The sequence below is a fragment of the Mucilaginibacter sp. P4_C11 genome, assembly GCF_056402115.1.
Genome location: NZ_JBFUIA010000013.1, coordinates 1 through 21,663, shown reverse-complemented (window position 1 = coordinate 21,663; position 21,663 = coordinate 1). Strand labels below are relative to the sequence as shown.

Annotated in this window: 13 protein-coding genes; 3 read left to right on the top strand and 10 right to left on the bottom strand. The window is 44.0% G+C overall.

Annotation, left to right across the window (positions count from 1 at the left end; genetic code table 11):
• Positions 1-171: 171 nt before the first annotated feature.
• The 5 genes from AC1DU2_RS13440 to AC1DU2_RS13420 all read right to left on the bottom strand — a co-directional run bounded on the left by AC1DU2_RS13440 (position 172) and on the right by AC1DU2_RS13420 (position 9,763).
• Positions 172-2,220 (bottom strand): hypothetical protein, encoded by a 2,049-nt coding sequence (locus AC1DU2_RS13440; protein ID WP_477384912.1) that lies wholly within the window; start codon positions 2,218-2,220, stop codon positions 172-174.
• Positions 2,221-2,551: 331 nt separating this feature from the next.
• Positions 2,552-3,889, bottom strand: coding sequence for a histidine-type phosphatase (locus AC1DU2_RS13435; RefSeq protein WP_477384911.1), 1,338 nt, complete (start codon positions 3,887-3,889; stop codon positions 2,552-2,554).
• 325 nt (positions 3,890-4,214) lie between these two features.
• Positions 4,215-5,597, bottom strand: coding sequence for a hypothetical protein (locus tag AC1DU2_RS13430; protein ID WP_477384910.1), 1,383 nt, complete (start codon positions 5,595-5,597; stop codon positions 4,215-4,217).
• An 11-nt stretch (positions 5,598-5,608) separates the two neighbouring features.
• Positions 5,609-8,386 (bottom strand): TonB-dependent receptor, encoded by a 2,778-nt coding sequence (locus tag AC1DU2_RS13425; RefSeq protein WP_477384909.1) that lies wholly within the window; start codon positions 8,384-8,386, stop codon positions 5,609-5,611.
• 231 nt (positions 8,387-8,617) lie between these two features.
• Positions 8,618-9,763, bottom strand: coding sequence for a GAF domain-containing protein (locus AC1DU2_RS13420; RefSeq protein ID WP_477355939.1), 1,146 nt, complete (start codon positions 9,761-9,763; stop codon positions 8,618-8,620).
• A 500-nt stretch (positions 9,764-10,263) separates the two neighbouring features.
• Here AC1DU2_RS13420 and AC1DU2_RS13415 point away from each other — a divergent pair, with 500 nt between their 5' ends.
• Entirely contained in the window at positions 10,264-11,421 is a 1,158-nt protein-coding gene (locus tag AC1DU2_RS13415) for a homogentisate 1,2-dioxygenase (RefSeq protein WP_477384908.1), read from the top strand.
• A 143-nt stretch (positions 11,422-11,564) separates the two neighbouring features.
• Complete coding sequence (hppD, locus tag AC1DU2_RS13410) at positions 11,565-12,689, top strand: 4-hydroxyphenylpyruvate dioxygenase (RefSeq protein ID WP_477384907.1); 1,125 nt, start codon at positions 11,565-11,567, stop codon at positions 12,687-12,689.
• Positions 12,690-12,812: 123 nt separating this feature from the next.
• Here hppD and AC1DU2_RS13405 read toward each other — a convergent pair whose 3' ends face one another.
• From AC1DU2_RS13405 to AC1DU2_RS13385, 5 genes are all read right to left on the bottom strand, one after another.
• Positions 12,813-13,418, bottom strand: coding sequence for a hypothetical protein (locus AC1DU2_RS13405; protein ID WP_477384906.1), 606 nt, complete (start codon positions 13,416-13,418; stop codon positions 12,813-12,815).
• Between the two features lie 86 nt (positions 13,419-13,504).
• Positions 13,505-14,107, bottom strand: coding sequence for a hypothetical protein (locus AC1DU2_RS13400; protein ID WP_477384905.1), 603 nt, complete (start codon positions 14,105-14,107; stop codon positions 13,505-13,507).
• A 148-nt stretch (positions 14,108-14,255) separates the two neighbouring features.
• Positions 14,256-14,873 carry a hypothetical protein gene (locus AC1DU2_RS13395; protein ID WP_477384904.1) on the bottom strand — a complete coding sequence of 206 codons (618 nt, stop codon included), beginning with the start codon at positions 14,871-14,873 and terminating at the stop codon, positions 14,256-14,258.
• Between the two features lie 53 nt (positions 14,874-14,926).
• Positions 14,927-15,631, bottom strand: coding sequence for an ATP-binding cassette domain-containing protein (locus AC1DU2_RS13390; RefSeq protein ID WP_477384903.1), 705 nt, complete (start codon positions 15,629-15,631; stop codon positions 14,927-14,929).
• A gap of 331 nt (positions 15,632-15,962) precedes the next feature.
• On the bottom strand, positions 15,963-18,563 hold the full coding sequence (locus AC1DU2_RS13385; protein WP_477384902.1) for a T9SS type B sorting domain-containing protein: 2,601 nt from the start codon (positions 18,561-18,563) through the stop codon (positions 15,963-15,965).
• Between the two features lie 269 nt (positions 18,564-18,832).
• Between AC1DU2_RS13385 and AC1DU2_RS13380 the strand changes: the two genes are divergently transcribed.
• Complete coding sequence (locus tag AC1DU2_RS13380; protein WP_477384901.1) at positions 18,833-20,005, top strand: retropepsin-like aspartic protease; 1,173 nt, start codon at positions 18,833-18,835, stop codon at positions 20,003-20,005.
• Positions 20,006-21,663 lie beyond the last annotated feature (1,658 nt).

The following is a 21,663-nucleotide window of genomic DNA, read 5'->3' as shown; positions in this document are numbered from 1 at the left end:
AATGGCTTAGCAGGGGTATGAAGTAACCAAATGAAGTATATCAACCCATTCACTTTCCAATTGCACAGCTTTCGAGGTGATACCCTCGGGGAGACCATAACTTGGCCAGCGGCCACAAACGTAAAGTATTGCTGCCAGCAAAGCCAATTCGCACCTATATGCTACAATTAATTATTTAAAACGTTCAATCCCCTTTAATACGTTCTCTAAGCCTGGTTTTATACCCGTGCCCGTTATCTTGAAAGATGTTAGAACAAATTGATTAAAGCCGCCATAAAACTCCAGTTCCAAGGCAGTAGCGTTAAGCTTGGTTATTTTGGCATATTGCCGCCAGGTGTTGTTGCTATTAAGTTCGAGCCAGCCATTTAAAACACGATAACTACCGAAGCTAACGTTTGTTGGGCCCGATGATTGATACTCGGAAACGTAGGGCGTACCTTTACTGCACGCAGTAGATAATTTACCAATATCGGTGCTTACAATTGCGTTTCCATTTGCAGTTCTGGTTAAAACATCTGTGAAAGTATATTTCTGCTCAGCCAAATAATCTGCTACATAACTCCAGCTTGAACAGCTTATAACACCATTACTGTTTTTAAATACATAGTAAATATCTTTTACGTTGCAGGAGTTGCCAATTATATTACAGCTTTGTTGTTTTGTATCTGGATCAATAGCATAGTCTTCATAAGCTGTCCAAACCTTGGCTTTTAACAGGGCAACGGAATCAATGGTAGGAGTGTAGGTAGCTGACTGAGTTTTTGATACATTATTGTTTAGGGCCGCCTGGTTATATGTGATTTTGAATGTGAAATTAGTAATTGTCTTTATGTTTTTATTAGGATTTGATGCTGTTATCTTTAATCCTTTTGTATCGTTTATCGCTGTTAATGAAATATCAGGATTACTCACTTCAGAAATAGTTACATATTTGTTATTCGCCAAAATTATTTTTTCTGCGGCTGTAGTTTTAACCATTGTTGGATGTACTATAGTTGCTTGAGTAACTTTTTGAAAATAAGTACCAAAGCGATTTTTTAGATCATCAAATTTAGCTTTAAACATTTTTTCATCATCCTGCAAAGCTGTGGCCTGAGTTATAAAACTGCCGAGTAACGGATCATTTAAATCGGATTGCTGTATAGTTCTGAAATTGCCATTAAGATTTAACCAAACATTTTTGTTATTGCTAAGTGCAAGAACACTGGTTGTACCCCTTGTTGAAATAGATGCAGTATTTATAACAGGGGCTTTTATAGTATTTAATAAAAAATCCGGTGCAAAGTCTTTTATTTTAATGTAACTGTCAAGCAAATTACCTTCTTCGTTTAAAGCCGCCTTTACCGCCATTTTGAAAAGCACAGCCGAAACAACCACCGGAAAAACCAAAGCTAGCGAAGGAGCAGCTATCATTGCGCCTATTGCATAAGCAAATGTAGCTGTGCTTGCTGTGGCAATAATTACTTTAGTAGAGAATATCCTACCTAATGTAAAGCCCTGGCTGCCAATTTCTGTATTCCCAATTTCGTTGACGTTCAATTTATTAGCAATCAAAGCATTTACAGACTGTTTTACGCTAAAGCCCCTATAATCAGGATCAATAGATCCGGCGCTTTTAAAAGTTGCAGGGTTTAAATTACTATTTTGTATCATGTATGCAATTGACAACTTTTCGGCTGGTGTAGCCGATTGTAAGTTTGTACTAAATTGTACCATCAACTGCTTTATAAATGCGAAATCGTCGTCAACCGTCGTATTGGGCCGTGATTGTTGTTGTAAAGTATCAATAATGGCGTTGACATTATTTTTAAACATATCAATTGTTGCATTCGGGTCCGAAATGCTCTTGTAAGTATCAACTATCGCTTTGGTGGTATACGGCTGATCGCCAAGTTTAAAACTAACATCATAGCTTCCAGACGAAATTACAGGCAACAGTAGCGACAGCTGCTTGTCACCTGTTTTATATAATACAACCGTAGATGTACCTATTTTTGCCATTATCGTATCCTTAGTTATCGATTCGGGCGTGTTATAAGTAATTATTTTACCCGGCCCGCCATGTGCCGAGGTATCGGGAATAAGTGTAACCGGATTTTTAGGAACTATCACCACCGGTGGCAGCGTTACCACAACCGGCGTGGCTGGTTTATTTTCTTTTTTACACGAGCCGGCAATAACTATTGTTATTGCCAAAATGAACAGTATGTTGCGTTTCATATTGTGATTGGTTTATGGCAACAAAATAAGTTCAATTTATGACCATGTAAATACCCACTTCCAAGTAATTTTCAGATTATTGACACTGCTTGCCACTAAGGGCCAAAGCAAATCAATAACCGCCTAATACTATAGCTTGTCTGGTCTTTGGCGAGGCAATAGTAAATGCCGGCTTGATCATAGTTTTATCATAAAACCGTTTTATTTGGTGCGAAGATCGCCTGAAGTCTAAGAAAAAATAAGCAATTCACTTTGCAGTTGAATCTTGGCTCGAAAAGCCTCTCAACTTAATGGCTATCTGGCATAGGCCCTATGGAGATAGTAAAAACAGCTATTTCACCTCCTTTAAAAACGCTGCCGCGTCATCGCCCAATTTATAATTAAGCTTGGCAAGCCTGGCCATATACAATTGGCGAACATCGGCCCATTTGTAGTACGGAAACCCGGTTTTTAACCCGGTAATATGCGCCTCTTTTTCGTTCAGCAGGATCTTTACCAGGTAATTTGCCGATCCGTTCTTTTTATAAAACACCCACTGGATATTTGAGCTTAAAGGGGCCACGTTCGAAGCTTGCCACGCGGCATCAAATTGGTTGATATTTGGCGACACCTTGTCGGCTCCCACAATGCCCAGCAGTGCGGCAAATGGCGAAATAGTTTCGGCATGGGCAAAGCGGAGGTTGGCGTTGGTTACCCCGGTTTTTATGAAATCGTCGCTGGTGGTTATAAAATTGGCCAATAAAGGCGCTGCTATAATTACCTGTATGCCATTGGGTTTTACACCAGGGCCTTTCACCAAAAAATCTTCAACGGCATCGGTGCGGCCTAAAGCCTTTAGCTCGTCGCAGGTAAAAAAGCTTGTAAAATCAAGATCCTTTGGATCGATGCCTTTTTGGCTGATTTCCTCCTTTAACGAATATACTATAGTTGCAAAACCCCAGATATCGCTCACTACTTTTTCCGCCCACTTTTTATCCTGTGTTTTCAGAAAGTCCGACTTAAAAAGTCGTGAGGTGATGTTTTTGTTAATCTCGTCAATGTGCTCTGCCTGGGCGATAATTACTTTGTACTTTTCCCAATCGTCCCCGTCTTTATAAGCTGTGTAAGCCGGCGATTCGTCATAAAAACGCAGGTTCAAATCATCATTAGCCTCGGTTATTTGTGCCGAATCTTTAAAGCCGGCTCTCAGCCCCGATAAAAAGGCGTCGGCACTTTGTTTGGTGCGTACTTCTTTGGTGATGGTAACATTCAATTTGGGGTGGCTGTCAAATACGTTGCTGTAGTTTCGATACATGCTATTGCCTATCTCCTTCAACTCAGCACGGCCTTCGGCTGATATGGATTTGGTGCTGCCTTTCTCTACCTTTTGCAGGTTGAGTACCATTTGCTTAAGCTGCCGGCCTTTTTCGGTGAGCATGCCCGCGCTATCGGCCTTTAACAAAATAGTGTATATGGCGGTGGTATTTACATCCTTAGTTAAATGCCTTGCACCGTGCCTGCCTAAATGGTTAATAAACACCGGCTGGTAGCCCTTAGGCACCGGCATATATTTTGCCAATGGTGCTTTGTACAAAGTTTTAGTACCTAAAAAAGCGGTACCACAATCCTGGGCATGGACGTTTAAAGCAGATGCTGTTAGGAACAGGAAGTATAAGAGGGCTTTTTTCATGGGTTGAAAGGATATCGTATAAAAAACATCATAAATTTGCTGTTATGCTGAGCCCCGTCGAAGCATAGCGGGCAAAGGCCTCTCCGCGCGACCCTTCGAAAGGCTCAGGGTGACAGGCCCACGAACTTCGAAAATAGGACATGTTATGGGTAGCCTGTCGAAGTATGGCGTGGCGAGGGCCTCTCCACGCGTCCTTCGACAGGCTCAGGATGACAGGCCAACGTTCTTCGTGTTTCGACGACAAAATCGCATAAAAATATCAATTTAAACATACAAGGATCCGTTTTCCAACTGATCCTTGCAAATGAACAGGGGTAAAATATTATTAATGCTGGTTACCGCTAAAATCATTTTGATAGGCACCTGCGTCTTTACCCGGCGGCGTAATATCCGTTCCGTAAGTACCTGTTGCAGTTACCGCGTGCATGGGGGTAAAATCAGTTTTGCCGGCGTTAAGGCCTTTTGACGTTGGTTTTAACCTGAAGTTTGATGTACCAACCATCACAGCAGCGGGTGTTTGCAATGATACAGTCATTGGGCCGGGGTTAGCGGTATAATCAAATGCGGTTAAATCATAACCATAAAATGCAGGGTCATTATCTTTTGGCGTGGTTGAATGTATATCGGCCGACTGGAAAGTTGATACGCCATCTGCCGCGTTAAACAAATCCACAATCTTTTGGGTTGAGCCGTAGTAGTATTGGTTATTGTACTTTATGTTGGTTAAATCAGCATCGCTGGTTAAGCGTAAACCAAAACGGCAGTTGGCAATAATATTATTGTAAACTGTACCACGGGCTGCCTTTTCAAAATTGATAGAGCCGCCACGGCCTGATTTTGTTTGCCTGAAACCGCAGTTAACCATGGTATTATTATACATGTTAACATTGGTTTGCGTGCCCGAGCTACCTGCATCAGATGCTTTTAGCGCATTGGTTGCCGCGCCTATCATGAAGTTATAGGCCAGATCGCCAACGGTACCGCTTTTCATGTTAAAGAACTCGCCACCCGATTGGCCGCAAAGCTCGAAGGTATTACGCATAACACTAATCTTGCCGCCCGATACCCGGATGGCATCGTCCTTGGCGCCAAATATCCACGAATCTTCTAAAATGAAGTTCCTGTTAATGTTTTGAAAAAAGATGATATACCTTGGGTCGCCACTGGCGTAAATACCGCTTTCGTTACCGCTTGCCGGGCCGCCGGCAAATTCAAGGTGCGTCCATTTAATAATCAAATCACCACCGGGTGTAGTACTTTTTGACGAAGGATCGGGCCAGCAAACTATACCTCCCCAATATCCTTTAAAAACGTTGCTGTAGTTTTGGGCAGCTGCTTCAGTATGGTAAGTATCTGCATTTTGCACAGTAATGTAGTTGGGTTTTTCCTTTGTGCCCAGGCTGATAAAAGTGCCGTGCATAATAATCTCCGGCGCTGTTTGGTAGGTTTTGCCATCACCAATAGCTATCAGCTTTACACCGGCTTCCATTTGCAGGGTATCGCCCTCGTTTACGGTGATATCTGTTTTAAAATAATAGGTTTTGCCGCTAAGCATGGTGCCTTTAACAGCGCCCTTAAGGGTATCGGAAGTAATACCGTTACTTACCTGGTGCAATGGCGGCGAAATAATTGCCAGTTCGGCTTTATGACATGCGCTTAAGGCCAATGAGGCAAGGCATGCAAAAAATATTTTGTTTAAGCTTTTCATCTTTAATATCATTATAATTTATACCGTAAACCAAGTATGTAATATTGCTTGTACAGGTCTTTACGTACAGCTGTGTTCTCGCCCGCTTTTTGCAGTTCAACATTTACCGCGTCTGTTGGGTAAGGCCTTCTTATCTCCAGTTCGTAAGGTGTATTTAACAGGTTGGTTGCCTTAACATACAGGTACAGGTTGCCAAACAAACGTTTATCGGCCGATAGATCAAGCGTGGTGAAACCTTTTTGCCAGATATCATTATCAAGGTAAGGCGAAACTGTGTTTAACCTTGCACCGGTATATACAAATGATAGCTGCGCATTTAACCCGTTTTTGATGCTTCTGTACAATAACGACAGGTTGCCGATATTTTTAGACTGACCTTGTAACGAGCGGGTTTGCTGTACCGTGCGATGCGTTACCTGGCCCTGGTCGTTACGGTAATCCTCTTCTTTATCGGTAGTTATTTTTGAATTGGTGTAGGTATAGTTGGCACGGATACCAAAGCTTCTGAAATATTTGGTATAATCAACCTCAAAACCATAGTTATGGGCATTGCCAAAGTTCTCGGGCTTCAATACGTAGCTTGTTTGGTTTTTTTCAATAGCATATTCAACCGGGTTGTTTATCGATTTGTAAAACACCCCAACCAACAACTGGTCAAGCGCCTTCGGGAAAAGCTCATACCGTAAATCGAAGTTCTCGGCGGTGATGCGTTTCAGGTTTGGATTGCCTAACTCATCATACAATGCATCCGGGTCGCCGGCGGTATGCGGCACCAGCTCATAAAAGTTTGGGCGGCTGATGGCTGAGTAGTATGACAACCGCAGATCCTGTTTATCATTAAACTGGTATTTAAAGTTCAGGCTTGGTAAAAAGTCATAATATTTAATTGTACCTGTCTTGCCTTCAACCGACACATCGGCCTGGGTATTCCATGCCTGGCTGGTATGTTCATACCTTAAGCCGGCAATAGTTAATAATTTACCGGCAGTAAATTTAACCTGGCCATACCCGGCGCCAACTTTTTCGGTAAAATCATAGTTAAGCGCATTGGTAGGCGTACCCTGGGTATTGAAAAGATCGAACGTGTTTAAATCAACATTGCCGTTAAATGTTTGGGCGGTATTGGCGGCACCCGGCCTCAGGTCATATTCGTCAAAACTGCTGTGCCTGGTTTTATCGCGGTACATACCACCGGCGCTCAGCTCAACTTTAGTATCAAACAAGGTTGGCGTATAAATAAAGTTTAGGAAACCCGTTTTATCTTCATCAGAGTTTTTAGCAAATGTGCGGCTTTGTGCCTTATTGGCGTCAAAAGTGAATGGCGCCTGCACTATACTGCCGTCCGACTGAATATTTCGACCCGTGTTCAGGTTAAGTTCGGCCCTGTCGGGCTCATTGGCGGTAGCTTTTGAGTAAACAGCCGTCCAGTTGATGCTGAAATTATCGTTCAGCCTATGATCTCCATGTAAATTGCCGTTTCTGATGGTTTGTACCGTCCTGTCGCTGCGGTAGGTTTGGCCTACCCGGCCGGTACCTATACCTGCGCGGCCAAGTTCTAAACTGGTATCCGAGCTAAACCTGTAGGTGTTTTGTGCAAGGTTGATGTAATCCAGGTCGAGCGTGATTTTATTGGCATTGTTAATACGGTAATCAAACTTGGTAATAACACCGGTACGCTGTTGTTGAATATTATAGTTACGTTTTTCAATATCGGTAACCAGCGGTTGGTTGTTTGCGGGGTTAACCTCGGTGCTAAAAAATGCACCGTTGGTTTGCCTATAGGTATTTTGGTAGCTTAATGATACCAGTGCACCAAACTTTTTATTGCCGCTACGGCCGCCTATGCTTAAACCCGCTATAGTAGCCAAAGGCACTTTGTTTTCGCTGTAGTGAAAGGGGGCGGTTGTAAAATCGGCACCAGTAGCTATACGGCCATCGGCACGTGGCGAGGTTTGTAAACTACCACTACGGTCAAACTTGGTAAACCCTTTGTTAAAAAAGTTGGCCGCCAAACCAGTACCTAAGTTGGCACGAACGGTGAAATCATCCGGTGCATCTTTTAATACCAGGTTTATGGCACCGCCAATAGCATCGCCTTCCATATTGGCCGTAAGCGATTTGGAAACCTCTAAACGGTCAACAATATCTGCCGGAAAAATATCAAGCGGCACATAACGGTTTTTATTGTCGGGACTGGGAATTTTAACGCCATTTACAAGCGTATACTGGTAACGCGCATCCATACCACGTATAATGGCGTATTGTGCCTCGCCATTGGTGCTGCGGTCAACAGATACACCCGATACGCGCTGGGTAACATTGGCTATGGTAATATCGGGCGATGCTTCGATAGTTCGTGCCGATACCACGTTTAACAAAGCCGGTGACCGGCGCTGGGCATTGGTGGCCGATTGATCGGTAGCTTTATCGGCCCGGCCGGATATGGCTACTTCGTTTAGGGCGTGCTCCTTTGTTTTTAAGGATAATTTGACGTTGGCGATGGCGCCATCCTGTACGGTTACAACGGTTTCATCCTCTTCAAAGGAAATGTAATTGGCCTCAACCTCGTACTTGCCGGCGGGTACATTTTTAAATACGAAGCTGCCATCAAGACCAACACCGGTTGATGCTTTGAAGCTTTTATCTTTGCTTGTTAATTTAACGGTAGCGCCAATCAGGGGTTCGCCTGTTTTTCTATCGGTAACGGTTCCTTTAATTGTACCACTGGCAAAAACAAAACTGCTGATGACAAACTGGAAAATAATTAACAGGGGTAGGAGTTTCTTCATTATCATGGGGATTAAAAATCCCTGCAAAGAAACCCCGGCGGTTTAATGATTAAATAAACACAACGTTAACATATTGTTAAGCAAGGTTAAAAAACCAACAATAAATAACTTTTTACGTAACAAACCTGTTTCAATGACATAAACTACAAAGTTGCTACAGAATTGTTTACTATTAAACCTGCTCCTGTTTTGTGCACAAATCGATCTGCAAATGATAATTAAATTGCTTATTTATGAGGTATAAACATCCTCCCTGCCCGACAATACCAGTTCGTCTATCCCGCTGATCACCTCCCGTATTTTATCATCAAACCTGAGTACTGCGGTTTCAAGAAGGTTATAGTATTCGCGGGGTGCATTAAAATCCTCTGATTTGATGAGCTCAATCATCCCCATTATTGTGGTAAGCGGCGCCCTGAACTCGTGTGCTTGCAAATGGGCTATTTTTAATAGTGAGCGGTTTTGGTCAATGATCCTTATTTCCTTAACCTTACGGTCGCTTACATCGCGGATGATGTAGGATATGCCTATAATTTCGTTGGCTGCATCCCTGGCTGTTTCAAACGACGCCTCCCAATATATCACGCCGTGCTGCCCGTAGTCGGTTGTACCTTCTTCAAAAACATTTTGCCCGGCCAGTGCGGTTTTAAAGCCCTCAATAAACCTGGTTACAAAATCGGGGGCTATGAATTTTATAAACATGGCGCCTTTTACCAGGTGCTCCCGGTGCATTTTTTCAATAAAGTTGTAGGCTACTTTATTAAAATCCACAACTTCGGCATTTTTATTCAACAGGATATGAAAGTTTGGTGCACTTTCAAAAAAAGACCGCTGCGATATTTCTGCACTTCTTAAAATTTTCCTTTGGGCCTCAAATTCCAGCTTGCTTTTATTCAGCATCTCAACGGCTATCCGCAGCTCCATTAAATTCATTGCTTGTTTGGATAACATTTGCAGCATCAGTATTTGCTGTTTGGTAAGGTTAAAGGGTTGCAAGTGCACTACACACAAGCTGCCTATCCTTTGTCCATGGCTGGTTATCAGCGGTGCGCCGGCGTAAAACCTGATGCCGGGTTGCCCGGTTACAAGGGGGTTATCGGCAAAGCGCAGGTCGGTAGTTGCATCCGGCACCACCATTACCTCATCGCTTTGAATGGTGTGGGTACAAAATGAAATCCCGCGCGGCATTTGGGGAATATCAATCCCATTACGAATTTTAAGCCATTGGGTATCCCTATCCAACAGGGTAAGCAGTGCAATGGGTGCATCACAGGTTTCGGATGCCATTTGTAAAAGTACCTGGAACTCTTCATCTGTCTCCAGGTCCAGGTTCTTAAAACGCTCAACAGCTTTTAAACGAATTTCGTCATCAATCATAGCACCGTGTAAATTTGTTTAATCCCTAACGTTATACCAATTAGTACCGTACCACGACGAGCAATTGCTAATAATACGAATTTTCGCCGAAAATAGTTGGTTAATTCCGCTTGCGCCTCCCATTTGTTTTAACAGCCAAACTGGCCAACAGCGCATGTATCAATAATTTTACAGGCAATTGTATTTACCCATCAGTCAAATTAAAAACTTGCATTGCAATAATAAACAACCTAACTTCGTATTTATATTAACCATGAGCATACAAAAGCACTTTTACTTTTCCCTGGGGCTTACCTCCATGAGCGATGCATCATCGTTTAGGGATGCTGTGCTGGCCAAAGCTGTGCTGGCCCAATACTAACTTCGTTCCCCCCTCTTCTTTTTTAATACTGCCCAAGCCGATTTACTGCCATATGGGTTATTCGCGCTATAAGCATATTTTAAACATCCGAAACTATCCTGGTACTTTAAACGTTTTATTATCAACCAATTAAAACAACATGCCTGTATATCATTCATCAGGAGCAATTCCGCCTAAAAGGCATACGCAGTTCCGTAAGCCCGATGGTACCTTATACGCCGAGGAGCTGGTATCTACCGAAGGTTTTTCAAGCCTTTACTCGTTGGTTTACCACGCCTACCCACCCACTATTGTTAAAACCCTGGGCGAGCCATACAGCGTTGAACCCAAAATAGCCCGCGAAAAACACCTGAAGCATACAAGTCTTATTGGCTTTAATGTACAGCCCGAAGACGACTACCTGCAAAGCCGTAAACCGGTGCTGGTAAACAGCGATTTGCACATTTCACTGGCCGCGCCACGCCAAAGCATGACCGATTATTTTTACAAAAACAGCCAGGCCGACGAAGTGGTGTTTATTCATGAAGGTACCGGCACTTTAAAAACCGGGTTCGGCAATATTAAATTCGGCTATGGCGATTATTTGGTAATACCACGCGGTACCATTTACCAGATGGAGTTTGATGGCACAGCAAACCGCCTGTTCATTATCGAAAGCTTCAGCCCCCTCCGTGCGCCTAAACGCTACCGAAACCAATACGGGCAGCTGATGGAGCATTCGCCCTATTGCGAGCGCGATATTAAACGCCCGGCCAACCTGGAAACCCATGATGAGCACGGCGATTTCAAAATCCTGATTAAAAAACAAGGGCTTATTTACCCCTACATTTACGGCACACATCCCTTTGATTTTATTGGCTGGGATGGCTTTCATTACCCATGGGCGTTATCTATTCATGATTTTGAACCGATAACAGGCCGCTTGCACCAGCCACCGCCCGTACACCAAACATTTGAGGGCAACAACTTTGTGATATGCTCATTTGTGCCCCGTAAGTTTGATTATCACCCCTTATCTATCCCCGCCCCATACAACCACAGCAATGTAGATAGCGACGAGGTTTTGTATTATGTAGATGGCGATTTTATGAGCCGCAAAAGCGTGGTTAAAGGCCAGATAACCCTGCACCCCGGCGGCATTCCGCATGGCCCGCACCCCGGATCGGTCGAGAAATCAATAGGCAAAGAGTCAACCGACGAACTTGCCGTAATGATTGACCCCTTCAGGCCGCTGATGCTTACCGAAGATGCGATAAAGATTGAGGATGAAAATTATTATAAAAGCTGGCAAATGTAGAGTTAGGCGAAAGGTAAAAGCTGAAAGGCAAAAGGTAGACCTCCTTTTCAAATCAATAATTCAGTAATTCAAAATTTAGAATTAGGAAAAGGTAAGCCCCCTTCAAATCAATAATTCAATAACTCACTAATTCACTAATTAACATGCACACACAAACTATAGATAAACCAACAACCTCAACTGATTTTTTACCCCTTAACGGTACCGATTATGTTGAGTTTTATGTGGGTAACGCCAAGCAGGCCGCCCATTATTATAAAACCGCCTTCGGCTTTCAAACGCTGGCTTATGCCGGCCCCGAAACCGGCGTGCGCGACAGGGCATCATACGTATTGCAACAGGGTAAAATCAGGTTGGTATTAACCACTCCCCTGCACTCGGACCACCCTATTGCCGAGCATATTAAAAAACATGGTGATGGGGTAAAGGTATTGGCCCTTTGGGTTGATGATGCCTACGATGCCTTTGAACAAACTACCAGCCGCGGTGCCGAACCTTACCAGCAGCCACAAACCCTAACCGACGAATATGGCGAGGTACGCACCAGCGGCATTAAGCTTTATGGCGAAACCGTTCACCTATTTGTAGAGCGTAAAAACTACAAGGGCTTATTTTTGCCCGGCTACCAAAAACTGGAAACCAGCTACAGCCCTACCGAGGCCGGCTTGCTTTATGTTGACCATTGCGTGGGTAACGTAGGCTGGCATAAAATGAATGCGTGGGTTAACTTTTATGAGGAAGTACTGGGCTTTAAAAACATTTTAACCTTTGATGATAAAATGATATCTACCGAATACTCGGCGCTGATGAGTAAGGTAATGAGCAATGGCAACGGCTACGTAAAATTCCCTATTAATGAACCGGCCGAGGGTAAAAAGAAATCGCAGATTGAAGAGTACCTGGAGTTTTACGAGGGCGAGGGCGTGCAGCACCTGGCACTTGCCACCCGTGATATTGTAGCCACGGTTACCGAACTGCAAAACCGCGGCGTAGAGTTTTTAACCGTACCTACATCCTACTATGATGAGCTTACAGACAGGGTTGGGCACATTGACGAAGACCTGGAACCACTTAAAAAACTGGGCATACTGGTTGACCGGGACGACGAAGGTTACCTGCTGCAAATTTTCACCAAACCTATTGAAGACAGACCTACCCTTTTCTTCGAGATCATTCAGCGTAAAGGGGCAAAATCATTTGGCGCCGGTAATTTCAAAGCTTTGTTTGAAGCCATTGAACGGGAGCAGGATTTGAGGGGGAATCTTTAAAGCTGAAAGCTACTATTGCGATCTGTGTCTTCACAGATCGCAATTCCAATTGCTACGTGTTTTTGACCCGGCTTAGGTTCACCTGGTAGCAACCGGATATTTAAAGAATTGAAAACCCAAAAATCAATAGCCTATGCTAAATACCGCGTGTATCGCTATTTGATTGTAACTGCCATAATTGCTAAACTCATGGGGCTGGGAATCTTCGGGTCGGGTTTCGTAGCCCAGGCTTAAATCCAGCCCATATTTTTTTGATGCTTTAAACCTGAAAGCATAGCCAATGTTAGGGGCTATAACCAGGGCCACTTTTTTGCTGGTGTAATTACTGTGACTTTCATTTAAATTGAACGACACGCCTGCATTGCCCTCAACAAAAAGGTTACCATCCATATATACCCTTACACCTAATTCAACGGGAGCAAATGAGGCAACATGGGCGTTGCCGTTATAGCTGTTATTGTAATTATACCTATCGTTGTAATAGGCAGCCTCTGACAGTATAAACGTATAAGCCCCGGAAGCCATGATACTAACCGGGGTTGATTTGATAGGAAATTCGAATTTAACACCAAAACCACTGGCTATAGGGTATTCACCGCTATGCGGCCCTACGGTAGCGCCCAGGTTGAAGCCAACTGCAACCCTCGAAAGCCTGGTATCGCTGGTTTGTGCCTTTGCAGTATGGGCAGCAACTGCTAAGATCAACAGGGCGAGTAATTTTTTTTTCATGTGATAAGATATATGGATTACCCCCCCGGGTGAGAGAATTTTAAGGAATTAAACGGGAAAGCTAAACCCTGCAACCGGCACTTACTTTAAAATGTATATTTATACGAAAAGCCGATACCTATTTGCCCCATTTTGAAATCCGAATCGATGTTTTCATAGCCACGCTCGTACCGGAAACCGATATCGAGTGCATGGTGAACACCAAACGGGACAGCCGCGCCTGCACCTCCCGAATATATAAATGAAGCTTTAGCCTGATCCCCTATTTTTATCGCATCTCCTGCTTCGGCACTAACAAACAGGTATTTTACAAAGTAATACCTCAGCCCGGCTTTTAACGGAACATATTTATACGGCGGCGGGGTGCTTGTATTAGATGGGCCTGCATAACTGCCCAGCTGCGTTGGCGTAACGTATAAATATTTCAGGTTGGAGTGATAAACCACGTACCCAACACTCGCCGTAGCATGCAAAGCCGGGGTTAACGGAAACTCGGCCCTTATCGTCCCGCCCAAACCATCCTGGTAAATATCGCGGGTATGTAACGAATTAGGATGATCGACATTGATAGGTATCCCCACATCGGGCCCTATGCTGATGCTCATTTTATTGCCCATTTGCGCGCTAACCCTACTTGAAGCCACGCAAAACATCAACAATATAAAAAGACGGATATATTTAACTGCCATGCAGATTCCAGGTTTTATAATAATTACGCATACATATCGCTAAACGCAACAACGTGAAGCTATTAATATTTTTTATGAATTGATTCTCATTCCAGCAAAAAGCCCCGGCAACTCAATTGCCGGGGCCGTTCATTAAATCTCTTCGATATTACAATCCCAGGCTGAAAGCAACGTGAAAAGCAACCAGGTTATACGCGCCATAATTGGTAATGTAAGGATTAACCAACGAATAATCAGAAGGCGTTTTATTGCTTTCCAGCCTGGTTTCGTATGATAAGCTTAAATCTAATCCAATTTTTTGCGACGAACCAAACCTAAAACCGTAGCCAATACTTGGCGATAATATAGGCGCTACACTTTTATCAGTAGTGGAATGGGCAGAATTGAGGCTAAACGATGCACCTACATCGCCTTCAAAAAAAAGCTTGTTAACATATACCCTTGCACCTATCGTTACAGGCACAAATGATGCAATTGCACCGGTAATATAATTTCCATAATTACTATCGCTACTCGCAGAATAACCATCTTGTGATACGTAAAACTCATAAGCAGCTGATGCTGTAATACATACCGGGCTACCGGCTATGGGGTATTCCCCTTTTAAGCCAACGCTGCCTGCTGCCGGGAACCCAGAATGCTGCGGGCCGGTTGTAACGCCAACACCAAAACCGGCGCTAAAACGTGGTAAAAGGTCATCGTCCTGGGCTTTAACAGTTAGAACGGCACAAAGTAAAATTGCGATAGAGAGTAAGGTTTTTTTCATGCTATTAAATAAGGTTTAATTATTTGCCAAAAATAAAGAAATATTTAAGCCATTTAATTAGTAAGGCTGATAAAAATTTCCTCCAGCGTTTTATTGTTATTACCGGCCCGCAAACCCTGCAGGGTATCATCGGCAACTATTTTACCTTTATTAATAATAATCACTTTATCGCAAACAGCTTCTACCTCCTGCATAATATGGGTAGATAGGATGATGGTTTTGGTTTTGCCCAAATCGGTAATTAACTGGCGGATGCCTATCAGCTGGTTAGGATCCAGTCCTGAGGTGGGCTCATCTAAAATAAGCACATCGGGATTGTGAAGTATAGCCTGGGCAAGGCCCACCCGTTGGCGATAGCCTTTAGATAGCTGCCCAATTTTTTTATGTTGCTCGGGCCCAAGGCCGGTTTGCTCAATCACTTCGGCAATGCGGGCTTCGGGCTGGGCCATTTTGTGGATGCCTGCTATAAACGCCAATGATTCCTTCACGTACATATCCAGGTATAGCGGGTTGCTCTCGGGCAGGTAGCCAATATGTCTGCGTACATCTAACGACTGCGCTACCACATCAAACCCGCAAACCGATGCCGAGCCCGATGTTTGGGGTATAAAGCCGGTAAGTATCTTCATCGTGGTTGATTTACCTGCCCCGTTAGGCCCCAAAAAACCCAGCACACCTGTTTCGGCAGTAAAGCTGATGCTATCAACTGCCTTTTGCTCGCCGTAAATTTTTGTCAATGCTTCTACCCGGATACTCATGCGGTAAAAATAGATGTTAGATATGAGATTTGAGATATGAGATGGAAGAATTTCGGAATCAGGAATTTCGATCGGATTTTTTGGGTGTCCGTCCGTCCGGAGGTGACCAACACTGTGGACGGCTTTGTTAATTGGTTCACTGGTTCATTAGTTCATTGGTGGATGGTGGCCCAAGATAGCGGGAAGGAGGCAACTGTTTTAAATTCCACTAAGGCTATGAACTATGAACCATTATCCACGAATAAACTTTTAACAATTAAACTTTAACAACTCCAATATCGATGTTTCTATTTTTTAAATTAACTACCAAAATATAACCGGCAAATACTTGCTACCTGATCATGGTAACCGGCCCGGATAACTTACTTCCCCCGTTTTTAGGATCAATAATGTAATAGTACGTGCCCGATGGTAAAAGCCGGCCATTTATACTGCCGTCCCAGGGGTGCTGATAGCCAACGGAGTAAAATACCCTTATGCCATACCTGTTATAAACATTTACTGTACAATCGGGTAAAGGCATTAAATCGGTTATACTCCAAACATCGTTAGCACCATCGCCGTTTGGCGTAAATGCATTAGGTACAAAAACCGAAGTGCTGTTTTGGGCCAATATGGAAACGGTTATCGCGTTAGAGGTTACCGAAGGGTTGATAACGCACGTACCACCCGAAACCATGGTACAGGTAACCACATCGCCGTTTAATAACTGTTGCGAGGTAAAATTGGGGCTGTTGGTACCAACGCTTTGCCCGTTTACCTGCCATGAATATGCAGGGATATCCTGTACGTTGGCCGATGGAGTTGCCTTGAATGTAATTGGCGTACCAAAAGCTACAGCCCCGGTGGCCGATGAAGAGATGACTACCGAGGTGGTTACATTAGCATCGGCAGTTAATGTAACCGGGGTTGACACCGCAGAAGAAACCGGTGTACAGCCATCATTATTGGTTACTACACAAGTTACCTTATCGCCTGTTTTCAAGGTACTGCTGGTATATTTATCGGTACCATCGCCGCTATTTATTCCGTTAAGCTGCCACTGGTAAGTTGGGTTATTACCCTGGTTAAGGGCTGCCGCGGTATAGGTAACAGAAACACCTTCGCAAATACTATAAAAATCGGGGGTAACTTTTACCGATGGCGTAACCAGCGGTTCAACAGTTAATATTTGCGATACCGGCGTAGCAGCGTTATATAAATTGTTGCCGCTTTGCGAAACTTCAATGGTGGTGCTGCCCGGGCCGGTAATATGAATGTTACCCGTAGCCGAAACTGTAGCTACAGCAGTATTACTGCTGGTATAAGTAAGCGGTATAATTGAATTTGAACTAACAGCACCCGCTGCAAAATCGATACTGCACACGTTTTTAACAACTATTGCCGGAAACGCTATAACCTGATCCTGGGTTATGGTATACGTTTCTGATACAGGCAAAGCATCGGTATAGCTTTCATTGCCTTGCTGGTGGGCTGTAATAATGGTAACACCGGGCGCTATTACATGAATTTGCCCGTCGGCACCCACATAAGCAACTGCCGGGTTACTGCTGGTATAAGTTATAGGAGTTTGTGTATTGGTACTGGTGGCATCGGGGTGCAAAATATTGTCCGGATCGATATGCATAACTACCGGTGGCGGAAAGTTTATGATTGATGGTTTTAATACAATTTCGACTACAACCTGTAAATTTAAAACGGTGCTGTTGCTTCCGGTAGCATTGTAGGCCGTAACTGTATAATCTGTTGCAGGCCATAAAACTGTTGGTGTGCCGCTAATTTTGCCGGTGGTAGCATCAAAAACCAACCCGGCAGGTAGGGGCTTATCAATTGTATAGCCTGTAATAGTTATTTTTCGTACCGTGTTATAGCCACTTTCGCCCAAAAACATATTGCCTTTTCCGTCAAGCACCATTCCAATTGTTCCGGCAAACGAGGCCGCTGTGCCTATACCATCAGCTCCACCCCTTGCGCCACTGCCGGCTACCACGGTTACAACGCCGGTTGGCGATATTCGTTTAATAAGGTTATCCTGCTGATCGCCCACATACACATTACCGGTGCCGTCAGCCCTCAATTCCCGCGGAAAGTTAAACCCCCTTGCAAAGGTGCTCACTACCCCGGCAGGTGTTATCTTCCTTATCGAGCCATTCCCCGAGTCTGAAACATATAAGTTACCCTGGGTATCCAGCCCAACCGCTGTAGGTGTATTAAACGAAGCCGATAGCGGTGTTAAAGCATCGGCAGAACCCATTGCTCCGCTACCGGCATAGGTAGATACCGTTCCGTCGGGCGTAATCTTCCTGACCATATTATTTGCCTGGTCGGCAACGTAAATATTGCCCAATCCATCAACGGCCAATCCCCTGGGGCTATTAAAACTTGCCGCTTTGCCTTTACCATTTGCAGCCCCGGCAGCCCCACTGCCCGCAAACGTGGTCACGTCGGCATTCACGCTTACCTTTCTGATTAAATTAGTAGCCTGGTCCGACACAAAAAAATCGCCTGTAGGGCCAATAACTATACCATCCGGTTCCGAAAAACTTGCAGCCCGGCCCTTTCCATCTGCCGAACCGGCAGCACCACTGCCGGCAAATACCGACAGTTTGCCCGCCGGCGTTATTTTCTTAATTTGGTTCTCGCCCCAGTCTTCAATAAAAAAGTCCCCATCTTTATCCACTGCAAGGCCTGTAATGGTAAAAAAAACACTCACTAAACCATAATCCACAACTGTGCTTACCTGCCCATATATTGTAGCAGGCACCGCGCCGCCTGTATTCGTGGGTACCAGGGTAGCTATCGGCTTATTAATTTCATAAACATGCGGGGTGGTATACTTAATTGCAGGTGCCTGGGCAAACATAAAGCCAGGGCAAAAAACAAGTATAATAAGTAACGCTTTATGGGGTAACAAAGAAAAAAGCGATTGCATTTGTAATTAAATATGTAATAAGGTTAAACATCAGCTAAAGTAAGCCTTTTAGCCGATATCCTTCTTCAAACAAGCAAACATACCAGGATAATAACATATTAAAGGGTATACGGCTGCAACACGCTTTTCTTGCCAATCGCCATACGGCTTAAAAAGCTTTTTTATCCCCCCCTCGGCTATGCCAATTAGCCTTAAAATATGTTAAAAATATTGTTTCTGCCAATAGAATGCTTTAAGTTGCATCCCGAACGCTATCCTTATTTACGCCTATGAACAAACTCATTTTTACGCTGGCATTCATCCTTACCGGCGCATCGGCCTTTGCACAAACGTTTACGTTTAACCAGGGTGGCCCAACCGTTAAAAACTATTATACCGAACTGCCTTATCAAAACATTTATGGCAAACTGGTGGTAACTGTTGAGCTTAGTGGCGTAAAACACCGCTTTTTGTTTGATACCGGGGCACCCGTAGCGCTTAGCAAACAACTTGCAGCGCAAATAAATGCCAAAACCATGCATGTTGATTTAATAAACGATGCCAATGGCGTGGCCGATTCCACCACCATCGTGGGCATTGATGATATCAGGATGGGCGATGTAATTTTTAGCGGCATCCCGGCGCTTGTGCTACTGCCAGATATGTATAAGTGCTGGAATGTTGAGGGGGTAGTAGGCAGTAATATGCTTCGCAATTCAATTGTAAGTATAGTTGCCGACAGGCAAGTGATTATTATTACCGATGAGCCCGATAAGCTGAGTTTGAACAAAAAGCATAGCGTACCGCTGGTGCTTGATGCCAATAACAACCATCAAAGCGACCCGGTTATTAAGGTATTTATGAATAAGGTAAGTGTGCTTATGGCTTTTGACAGCGGCCAAAGCGCATTCTTGCGCTTCACCGACGATTATATGAACCAATTGGGCAAGCTAAACGCCTGCCAGGTAGTTGATAAAGGTTATGGCGCAAGCCAGATTGGAGCGTATGGTTTGCAGGCTAATGCCGATAAATACCTGGTGGGCGTTGCATCGCTAAACATCGGGAGCGCCCGTTTTGATAACATAACTGCCGAAACCAACAAAAACGGCAATTCGGCCTTTGGCACCAAACTCCTGGATTATGGTAACATCACCCTCGATTTTATACACGGCAAGTTTTACTTTGATCCCCGTACAGAAACAACCAACCTGGCCGAAAAGCACTGGCCTTTTTCGCCTACTATGCAGGGCAACAAACTGGTAGTTGGTGTGGTATGGCAAAAAGGTGCCACCCTGGTTAAACCCGGCGAACAAATTACCGCCATTAACGGCAAAGATTATTCGGAAGTGAGCCTGTGCGATATGTTGAATAACAAACCGCCTCTTAACGGTTATGAAGCAGGCACCATCACCATAAAAGATGCAGGTGGCCAGCTACGCAACGTACAGATAGTGAAAGAGTAACAGGGCGTTGCCCACACCGGTAGAAGTGTGTGCCAGGCCATACACTCATACTGCACAGGCCTTATTCACAGGCCGGTATCCGTTTCTGTCCTTAACGCAAGCTTCCGTTAATCAAAAAGCCTGTCCGTCCGTACGGGGGTGCCACTCTTTAACGGACAAATCCGGACGGGTATGGTTAAAACCAGTTTTGCCAAAAGTTTGCCTGTCCGCCCCTGTCCGTTTTTGTCCTGTTCTCCCTTGCGGACGGACACTACAAAAGGGCAACCATTGTTTAAGTTTAGGGGCAAAGGAATGTACACAAGCATTGGCAGTATGTTTATTACGCAGGCAATCAATCAACCAAACAGCCATGTATTATTGCCTGCACTTTAGTAAATTCACCGGCACTTATCGCAATGAAAATAAAGTTCAAACTAACACAAGCTACCCACCTTGCCCCTCAAGTTGTAATTGACAAAACAGTATCCCTGTTAGAGGGCCTATTTTGTCTACACATCTTTTAGGAAAAGAAAATTGTCATTTCGATAGAGCACTGGGAGGCATAGAGCGGGGCGCGAAAGAGAAATCTTAAACGCCCTGCATCCAAACCAGCCAATCGGAATGCAGGGCGTTTAAGATTTCTCCTCACCCCCCTGCGCACAATCCAGCCGGTTCGTTCGAAATGACAACTGATTTTATTAATTGATGGGATCCAAAAGATGTGGGAACACGATAGCTGTTAGAAGGCAACGACTATAGGGTTACTAACTTAACCAGCAGTGTTGTTGAGTTTGACAATAATCCCTGGAAATTAAGGTGGAGGCACGAAGCCATAGCACGGTTGGATGAAGGAAAGTTTGAGCTTAGCGTTTCGGGAGATGAGGCTTTGGTAACCTTTAGTTATTACACAAGTTTAACCGCTCCTATCGTTATATTTATTGCCCTTTCAGTAATTTCAATAAAAGACCATCAATATCATGGCATTTTATTTTTCCTGGCATTTTACCTTTTTGCCATATCAATACAATTAATTACCCAAAGAGGTACAGCAAAAGATATGTTAAAGAGTATATTGAGCAGTTTACCCTGATTTTTTACTGCCCATATTTTTTTTATTGCCCTTCAATTTATAAAAACCGCGTTTTTATAAAATACCTCCCCTTACCTTAAATTTATATAAAGTGGGGAAAGCGGGCGGGTGCATGCTATCTGGTGTGCTTATGTGGTTGGTTGTGTTTTCGTCCGTCCGCTTTAGTGTCCCGGTACATGTCGGACAGGGCGGACAAGGTTGTGTGGGCCTGTTGTGGTGTCCGTCCGCCCACAGGTGTAGGACGGTATCGGACGGAAGCGGACAGTTTTTAGTACTTTTAAAACAGAACAGGCCCATTACAAATATACAGAAATTTCTTTAAAATAAAGAATAAGGCAGTAAAAAAACAGGGCTGACGCATAAGAAACGTTAAAAACGGGAGGTGTTGCCAACAAAATGTTGATAAAGAGGTGATAAGTTTAAGGGTTGCGGTTGTCAAAAAGGCTTTCAAGTTTTTTTCTTTGTAAAAAAGAATATGCCCACATCCCTTCACGATCATTTCAGATGGATACCCGATCCACGCACGGGCAATAATAAGAAGCATAATTTACTGGAAGTAATCATTTTATCGGTCTTGGCAGTGTTATGT